The organism is Paracoccus sp. PAMC 22219 (assembly GCF_000787695.1).
In the GTDB taxonomy this organism is placed as follows: domain Bacteria; phylum Pseudomonadota; class Alphaproteobacteria; order Rhodobacterales; family Rhodobacteraceae; genus Paracoccus.
The window spans coordinates 1-8,206 of the sequence record NZ_BBPH01000242.1 but is presented as its reverse complement, the minus strand read 5'-3'; the positions used below and the strand labels follow the sequence as shown (position 1 = coordinate 8,206).

The following is an 8,206-nucleotide window of genomic DNA, read 5'->3' as shown; positions in this document are numbered from 1 at the left end:
CAAGGAGCAGACCATCACCATCGCAGCCTCGGGCGGTCTGACCGACGAGGACATCGAGCGGATGGTCAAGGACGCCGAGGCGAACGCCGAATCCGACAAGACCCGCCGCGAGTTGGTCGAGGCCAAGAACCAGGCCGAGAGCCTGATCCACTCGACCAACAAGTCGCTGGCCGAGCATGGCGACAAGGTCGACGCCTCGACCGTCGAGGCGATCGAGCTGGCCATCGGCGCGCTGGAGGAATCGCTGAAGTCCGAGGAGCCGGGCAAGATCCGGTCGGGCATCCAGAACGTTATGGACGCGTCCATGCGTCTGGGCGAGGCGATCTACAAGAACCAGCAGAGCGCCGAGGAATCCGATCCGTCGGACCGCGACGCACCGCGTGATGTCGACGACGACATCGTGGACGCCGATTTCGAAGATCTGGGCGACGACAAGAAGCGCGGCTGATCGGGGCCGCATCCCCTGACCGGGCCGCCCGCCTTTCCTGCGGGCCGGCCTGTTTCATGGGGACAGCTGAACAGGACGACACATGAGCAAGCGTTGTTACTACGAAGTGCTCGGGGTCACGCGCGGGGCCTCGACCGACGAGATCAAGAAGGCCTACCGCACCAAGGCCAAAGAGCTGCATCCCGACCGCAATCAGGACGATGCGACGGCCGAGGCCCGCTTCAAGGAAGCGAACGAGGCCTATGACTGCCTGAAGGACGACACCAAGAAGGCCGCCTATGACCGCTTCGGCCATGCCGCCTTCGAGGGTGGCATGGGTGGCGGCGGCGGTGGTCGCGGCCAGCATCCGGGCGATTTCGGCGCGGCATTCGCCGACGTGTTCGAGGATCTGTTCGGCGACATGATGGGCCGTCGCGGTGGCGGCGGTGGCGGGCGCGCGCGGGCGCAGCGCGGGCAGGACCTGCGCTACAACCTGCGCGTCAGCCTGGAGGACGCCTATGTCGGCGTGCAGAAACCGATCACCGTGCGCGGCTCTGTCGCCTGCGGCGAATGCGACGGCACCGGGGCCGAGGGCGCGTCCCAGCCCGCCGCCTGCCCGACCTGTGCGGGCATGGGCAAGGTCCGCGCACAGCAGGGCTTTTTCACCGTCGAACGCACCTGCCCGACCTGCGGCGGCGCGGGCCAGATCGTCAAGAATCCCTGCAAGGCCTGCCACGGTGCGGGGCGCATGGAACGGGACCGCGCGCTATCGGTGAACATCCCGGCGGGCGTCGAGACCGGCACCCGCATCCGGCTGGCCGGAGAGGGCGAGGCGGGGCTGCGCGGTGGTCCGGCCGGGGATCTGTACATCTTCATCGAGGTTCAGGACCACGCCATCTTCCTGCGCGACGGCAAGACTTTGGCCTGCCAGGTGCCGGTCAGCATGGCCACAGCCGCCTTGGGCGGCGAGGTCGAGGTGCCGACGATTGATGGCGGGCGTGCCCGCGTCAAGGTCGGTGCCGGCAGCCAGACCGGCCGTCAGATGCGCCTGCGCGGCAAGGGCATGCCGCCCCTGCGCCATGGCCCCGGTGCGCAGGGCGATTTCGGCGACATGCTGATCGAACTGACGGTCGAGACCCCGGTCAACCTGACCCCCCGCCAGCGCGAGCTGCTGAGAGAGTTCGAGGCCGAAAAGGCCGACAACAGCCCGCAGTCGGACAGCTTCTTCGACAAGGTGAAGGGGTTCTGGGAAGGGATGACCCGATAGGGGTTAACCGTTCCTTTACCGATTCGGGTTCATGTTCGCCGCATGGACCCGAATCGTTCCTTTGGCGAAATGCCCCTGCCCCTGTTCAGCCCGGCCACGGATGACGTGGTCCCGGCTGCCAAGACCGCGCCGTCCTATCTGGCCGATCACCGGGCGCGGTTGCGCGAACGGTTCATCCAGGGCGGCGCAACGGCGATGCCCGATTACGAACTGCTGGAACTGGTGCTGTTTCGCGCCATCCCGCGCCAGGACGTCAAGCCGCTGGCCCGCCGCCTGATCGAGACCTTCGGCGATTTCAACCGCGTCGTCACCGCGCCGCCCGCCCGCCTGCAGGCGGTGGAGGGTGTCGGCCCCGCCGTCATCACCGAGCTGAAGATCGTCGAGGCTGCGGCGCAGCGCATGGCCCGCGCCCGCATCATGCACCGCCCCGTGCTGTCCAGCTGGCAATCGCTGCTGGATTACTGCCACACCGCCATGGCCCATCGCGAGATCGAGCAGTTCCGCGTCCTGTACCTGGACCGCAAGAACGTCCTGATCGCCGACGAGGAGCAGTCGCGCGGCACCGTCGACCACGTCCCCGTCTATCCGCGAGAGATCATCCGCCGCGCGCTGGAACTGAACGCCTCGGCGCTGATCCTGGTGCACAACCATCCGTCGGGCGATCCCACGCCGTCCGACAGCGACATCACCATGACCGCACGCATCGGGCAGGCCGCCGAAAGCATGGGAATCACCATCCACGACCACCTGATCATCGGCAAGTCGCGCGAGCTGTCGTTCCGGTCCGAAGGCCTGCTCTGATCGCGACGAAGGGTGCTGCATTTGTGCCGGATGCGGCGATTTGCGACGGGCCGCGACGGCTTATCATCTGGACTGACGAGGAATTGAAGGCTAGAACCGCCCCGCGAAGGCTGCGTTTCGGACGCGGCCCGGAATGTCGTATCGGCCTGCATTTACGGCCCGAATTGGAGTATGACCCGTGTCCCACGCAGATGACCACGTAGGCACCCGGAGGGATTTCCTCTATTATGCCACGGCGGGCGCAGGCACGGTGGCCGCCGGTGCCGCCGCCTGGACCCTTGTGAATCAGATGAACCCCTCGGCCGACGTGCAGGCGCTTGCCTCGATCCAGGTCGATGTCAGCGGCGTCGCGGCCGGGTCGCAGATCACCGTGCTGTTCCTGGGCAAGCCCGTGTTCATCCGCCGCCGGACCCCCGAAGAGATCGAGGCCGGCCGCGCGGTCGAATTGAACGAATTGCCCGACCAGAACGCGCAGAACCCCAACCTGGCCGACGGATCGCCCGCCACGGACGCGAACCGCGCCCTGGACGAGACCGGCGAATGGCTGGTCCAGATCGGCGTCTGCACCCACCTGGGCTGCGTGCCCATCGGTGACGGCGCGGGCGATTTCGGCGGCTGGTTCTGCCCCTGCCACGGCAGCCACTATGACACCGCAGGCCGCATCCGTCGCGGGCCCGCGCCGCAGAACATGCACATTCCGCTGGCGTCGTTCGTGAACGACACCACCATTCAGCTGGGTTAAGGAGGGTTATCATGGCCGGAATTCCGCACGACCATTACGAGCCCAAGTCGGGCTTCGAACGCTGGCTGCACCGCCGCCTGCCCGTCGCCGGCGTGCTTTACGACACGCTGATGATCCCCACGCCCAAGAACCTGAACTGGATGTGGATCTGGGGCATCGTGCTGGTCTTCTGCCTGGTGCTGCAGATCGTCACGGGCATCGTCCTAGTGATGCACTATACCCCGCATGTCGACATGGCCTTCGCCAGCGTCGAGCACATCATGCGCAACGTCAACGGCGGCTACATGCTGCGCTATATCCACATGAACGGCGCGTCGCTGTTCTTCGTGGCCGTGTACCTGCACATCTTCCGCGGCCTGTACTACGGCAGCTACAAGGCCCCGCGCGAGGTCACCTGGATCATCGGCATGCTGATCTACATCCTGATGATGGCGACCGCCTTCATGGGATACGTGCTGCCTTGGGGTCAGATGTCCTTCTGGGGCGCGACCGTGATCACCGGCCTGTTCGGCGCCATCCCCGGTGTCGGAGAGACGCTGCAGACCTGGCTGCTGGGCGGACCCGCGGTCGGCAACGCGACGCTGAACCGCTTCTTCTCGCTGCACTACCTGCTGCCGTTCATCATCGCGGGCCTGGTCATCGTCCACGTGTGGGCCTTCCACACCACGGGCAACAACAACCCGACCGGGATCGAGGTGCGTCGCACCAGCAAGGAAGAGGCCGCCAAGGACACCCTGCCCTTCTGGCCCTATTTCGTGATCAAGGACCTGTTCGCGCTGGCGCTGATCCTGGCGGTGTTCTTCGCGATCGTGGGCTTCATGCCCAACTATCTGGGCCACCCGGACAACTATATCGAGGCGAACGCCCTGGCGACGCCCGCGCATATCGTGCCGGAATGGTACTTCCTGCCCTTCTACGCGATCCTGCGCGCCTTTGATGCCGAGGTGTGGCTGGTCCAGCTGGTCCAGTTCGTGACCTTCGGCATCGTCGACGCCAAGTTCTTCGGCGTGCTGGCGATGTTCGGCGCCATCGTCGTGATGGGCCTGGCGCCCTGGCTGGACACCAGCCGCGTGCGCTCGGGCCGCTATCGTCCGCAGTTCAAGTGGTGGTTCTGGCTGCTGGCCGCGGACTTCATGATCCTGATGTGGGTGGGCGCCATGCCGGCCGAGGGGATCTATCCCTACATCGCGCTGGCAGCCTCGGCCTATTGGTTCGCATACTTCCTGGTGATCCTGCCCCTGCTGGGCGTGATCGAAAAGCCGGAACCCATGCCTGCCACGATCGAGGAAGACTTCAACGAACACTACGCGCCCAAGGTTGGTGGAACCAGCCTGACGCAGCCGGCCGAATGAGAGGACCCAGGAACATGCTGAAAGCATTTGCGATCGCCGCCGTCACGGCCCTTGGCCTGTCCGGACCGGTGATGGCCGCAGGCGAGGGGGGGCACATCGAGGATGTCGCCTTCCCGCACGAGGGTCCGTTCGGCGCATACGACCAGTTCCAGCTGCAGCGCGGCCTGCAGGTCTATACCGAGGTCTGTTCGGCCTGCCACGGTCTGACATACGTCGCCATCCGCACGCTTGCGGATGAGGGCGGCCCGGGTCTGCCAGAGGATCAGGTCCGCGCCTATGCGGCCGAACTGCTGCCGGTCTTTGACGAGGCCATCGGCGAGGAGCGTCCGCGCACCGTCACCGACCATTTCCCGACCGTGTCGGGCGATGGCATGGGTCCCGACCTGTCGTTGATGGCCAAGGCGCGGGCGGGCTTTCACGGCCCCTACGGCACCGGCATCAACCAGCTGGTCAAGGGCATGGGCGGCCCGGAATACATCCACGCCCTGCTGACCAGCTATACCGGCGAAGACCAGGAGCAGGCCGGCACCCTGCTGCACGGGAACAGCGCGTTCCCTGGCGGCTGGATCAGCATGGCAGCCCCCCTGTCCGACGATCAGGTCACCTACGAGGACGGCACCCCCGCCACCGTGGACCAGATGTCGATGGACATCGCGGCCTTCCTGATGTGGACCGCCGAGCCCAAGATGATGGACCGCAAGTCCGTGGGCCTGGTCGCGGTGCTGTTCCTGCTGCTGCTGACCGCGCTTCTGTATGTGGTCAACAAGCGGCTGTGGGCACCCCACAAGGGCAAGCTGCCCGCCTGATCCCCCTTGGACAGGCCGACATGACAGGACGCGCCCCGCAACGGGCGCGTCTTTTCACATCTGGACAAGGCCATGCCCGCCCGGTCACATGGCGGCCGAAACGCGGAGGCAGTCATGGCAATCTGGAACCTGGGCTCGATCAACATCGACCACGTCTATCGGCTGGACAGCCTGCCCCGGCCCGGAGAGACGCTGGCCTCGCGCGCCTATGCCCAAGGGCTGGGTGGCAAGGGCGCAAACCAGTCGGTCGCCGCGGCCCGCGCGGGGGCGGTCACGCATCACCTGGGCGCCATGGGGGCCGGTGACGATTGGGTGCGGGATCGCCTGTCGCAGGCGGGCGTCGACATGGCGGGCGTCGCGCGGCTGGACGATCAGGCCACGGGGCATGCGATCATTCTGCTGGATGCAGACGCGGAAAACGCCATCGTCATTCATCCCGGCGCGAACCGCGCCATCGACGAAGCATCCCTGACCGACACCCTGTCCGCCCTGACCCCGGCCGACACGCTGCTGATCCAGAACGAGACGAACGGCCAGGTCGCCGCCGCCCAAGCCGCGCAGGCCCAAGGCGCGCGCGTGATCTATTCCGCCGCGCCCTTTGATCTGGACGCGGTGCGCAAGGTCCTTCCACATGTCACCATCCTAGCGATGAACGCCGGAGAGGCGGAACAGCTGTTCGCGGGCGTGCCCGGCGATCTGCCGGTGCAGGGGTTGCTGATCACCCGCGGCGCGGACGGTGCCGAGTATCGCGACCTGACCACCGCCCAGGTCTACAGCCAGCCGTCGTTCCGCGTGACCCCGGTGGACACGACCGGGGCGGGCGACACCTTTGCAGGCTATTTCGCGGCGGCGCTGGATGGCGGCGCGGACATTCCCGCCGCCTTGCGGCTGGCGTCAGCGGCGGCGGCGGTCAAGGTCACGCGGGCCGGCGCTGGAGACGCGATCCCGACCCGCGCCGAGGTCGACGCGTTCCTGGCCGATCAGCCGATCTGACCACGCACGCCGCCGGTCTGCGCCCGGTCCATCAGCAGGTGGTCCAGCAGGACGCAGGCGGCCATCGCCTCGGCCACCGGCACGGCGCGGATGCCCACGCAGGGGTCGTGACGGCCCTTGGTGATGACTTCGATCTCCTCTCCGCGCGAATTGATCGACCGGCGCGGCGTGGTGATCGAGCTGGTCGGCTTGATCGCGAATCGCACCACGATGTCCTGCCCGGTCGAGATACCGCCCAGGATGCCGCCCGCATGGTTCGACAGGAACTCCGGCCCGTCGGGTCCCATGCGGATCTCGTCCGCGTTCGACACGCCGGTCAGCGCGGCCGAACCCATGCCCTCGCCGATCTCGACAGCCTTCACGGCGTTGATCGACATCATCGCGGCGGCCAGATCGGTGTCCAGCTTGGCATAGACCGGCGCGCCCAAGCCGGGCGGACAGCCCTGCACGCAGACCTCGATCGCGGCGCCGACGCTGTTCTGATCCTTGCGGATGCCGTCCAGATAGTCCGACCAGGCCGCCACCGCGTCCGCATCGGGCAAAAAGAACGGGTTGCCGTCGACCGCCGACAGGTCCAACCGGTCGCGGTCCAGATGCATCGCCCCCATCTGCACCATGTAACCGGTGATCGTCAGGTCCGGCACCAACGCGCCCAGAACCGCCTGCGCCACGGCACCCGCCGCCACCCGCGCCGCGGTTTCGCGCGCACTGGACCGACCGCCGCCGCGGTAATCGCGCACCCCGTATTTCAGGTGATAGGTGATGTCGGCATGGCCGGGGCGAAAGCTGGTGGCGATGTCGCCGTAATCCTTGGACCGCTGGTCGGTATTCTCGATCATCAGCTGGATCGCGGTGCCGGTGGTCGCGCCCTCGAACACGCCGGACAGGATGCGCACCTGGTCGGCCTCGCGCCGCTGCGTAGTGTGTTTCGACGTACCGGGGCGGCGGCGGTCCATGAACCGCTGGATATAGTCTTCCGTCAGCGGCACGCCCGGCGGCACGCCGTCCACGGTCGCGCCCAAGGCGGGGCCGTGGCTTTCGCCCCAGGTGGTGAACCGGAATTCGCGGCCGAAGGTGTTGTAGCTCATGGGCGCGTCTCCTGTGACAGGGCCTTCAATTCATAGACCAGCTCCAGCGCCTCGCGCGGGCTGAGCGTGTCGGGATGGATCGCCTTCAGGCGGTCGTCCAGCGGGCGGGCCTTGGGCGCGGGCGGCGGCGCGGCACGGAACAGCGGCAGATCGTCGATCAGCGCCACAGGGCGCGCCGCCTGCCGTTCGCCCGATTCCAGCGCATCCAGCACGGCGCGGGCACGCTCCACCACCGATGCGGGCAGGCCCGCCAGCCGCGCGACCTGCACGCCATAGCTGCGGTCGGCCGCGCCCTTCTTGACCTCGTGCAGAAAGATCACCTCGCCCTGCCATTCGCGCACGGTGACGGTGGCGTTCTCGACCCCGTCCAGCTTGGCCGACAGGGCGGTCATCTCGTGGTAATGCGTCGCGAACAGAGCGCGACAGCGGTTGGCGGCGTGCAGATGCTCCATCACCGCCCAAGCGATGGACAGGCCGTCCCACGTCGAAGTGCCACGGCCGATCTCGTCCAGGATGACCAGCGCACGGTCGTCGGCCTGGTTCAGGATCGCGGCCGTTTCCACCATCTCGACCATGAAGGTCGACCGCCCCCGCGCCAGATCGTCGGCGGCACCCACGCGGCTGAACAACTGGCTGACCAGCCCGATATGCGCCGCGCGTGCCGGCACGAACGCCCCCGCCTGCGCCAGCACCGCGATCAGCGCGTTCTGGCGCAGGAAGGTCGACTTGC

8 protein-coding genes and 1 pseudogene are annotated in these 8,206 nt (G+C 67.2%); 7 read left to right on the top strand and 2 right to left on the bottom strand.

Annotated features, from left to right (window positions below):
- The 7 genes from TY51_RS19555 to TY51_RS19525 form a co-directional block, all read left to right on the top strand.
- A partial coding sequence (locus TY51_RS19555; RefSeq protein WP_042252976.1) for an Hsp70 family protein occupies positions 1 to 448 on the top strand: 448 nt, incomplete at its 5' end.
- 82 nt (positions 449 to 530) lie between these two features.
- Positions 531 to 1,694: a molecular chaperone DnaJ gene (gene dnaJ / locus TY51_RS19550; RefSeq protein ID WP_042252975.1), complete on the top strand. Its 1,164-nt coding sequence runs from the start codon at positions 531 to 533 to the stop codon at positions 1,692 to 1,694.
- Positions 1,695 to 1,736: 42 nt separating this feature from the next.
- Complete coding sequence (gene radC, locus TY51_RS19545; protein ID WP_042252973.1) at positions 1,737 to 2,495, top strand: DNA repair protein RadC; 759 nt, start codon at positions 1,737 to 1,739, stop codon at positions 2,493 to 2,495.
- Positions 2,496 to 2,673: 178 nt separating this feature from the next.
- The gene (gene petA, locus TY51_RS19540) at positions 2,674 to 3,237 is read left to right on the top strand and encodes a ubiquinol-cytochrome c reductase iron-sulfur subunit (protein ID WP_042252971.1); all 564 of its coding nucleotides are present in this window, start codon (positions 2,674 to 2,676) and stop codon (positions 3,235 to 3,237) included.
- 11 nt (positions 3,238 to 3,248) lie between these two features.
- Positions 3,249 to 4,589, top strand: coding sequence for a cytochrome b (gene petB / locus TY51_RS19535; RefSeq protein WP_042252969.1), 1,341 nt, complete (start codon positions 3,249 to 3,251; stop codon positions 4,587 to 4,589).
- Positions 4,590 to 4,603: 14 nt separating this feature from the next.
- Complete coding sequence (locus TY51_RS19530; protein ID WP_042252966.1) at positions 4,604 to 5,395, top strand: cytochrome c1; 792 nt, start codon at positions 4,604 to 4,606, stop codon at positions 5,393 to 5,395.
- Between the two features lie 114 nt (positions 5,396 to 5,509).
- Positions 5,510 to 6,388 (top strand): ribokinase, encoded by an 879-nt coding sequence (locus tag TY51_RS19525; RefSeq protein ID WP_042252964.1) that lies wholly within the window; start codon positions 5,510 to 5,512, stop codon positions 6,386 to 6,388.
- Here TY51_RS19525 and aroC read toward each other — a convergent pair.
- Positions 6,376 to 7,476 carry a chorismate synthase gene (aroC, locus tag TY51_RS19520; RefSeq protein WP_042252961.1) on the bottom strand — a complete coding sequence of 367 codons (1,101 nt, stop codon included), beginning with the start codon at positions 7,474 to 7,476 and terminating at the stop codon, positions 6,376 to 6,378. The genes TY51_RS19525 and aroC overlap by 13 nt on opposite strands.
- Positions 7,473 to 8,206, bottom strand: a pseudogene (locus TY51_RS19515) (DNA mismatch repair protein MutS); the annotation flags it as partial. The gene aroC and the pseudogene TY51_RS19515, both read right to left, overlap by 4 nt.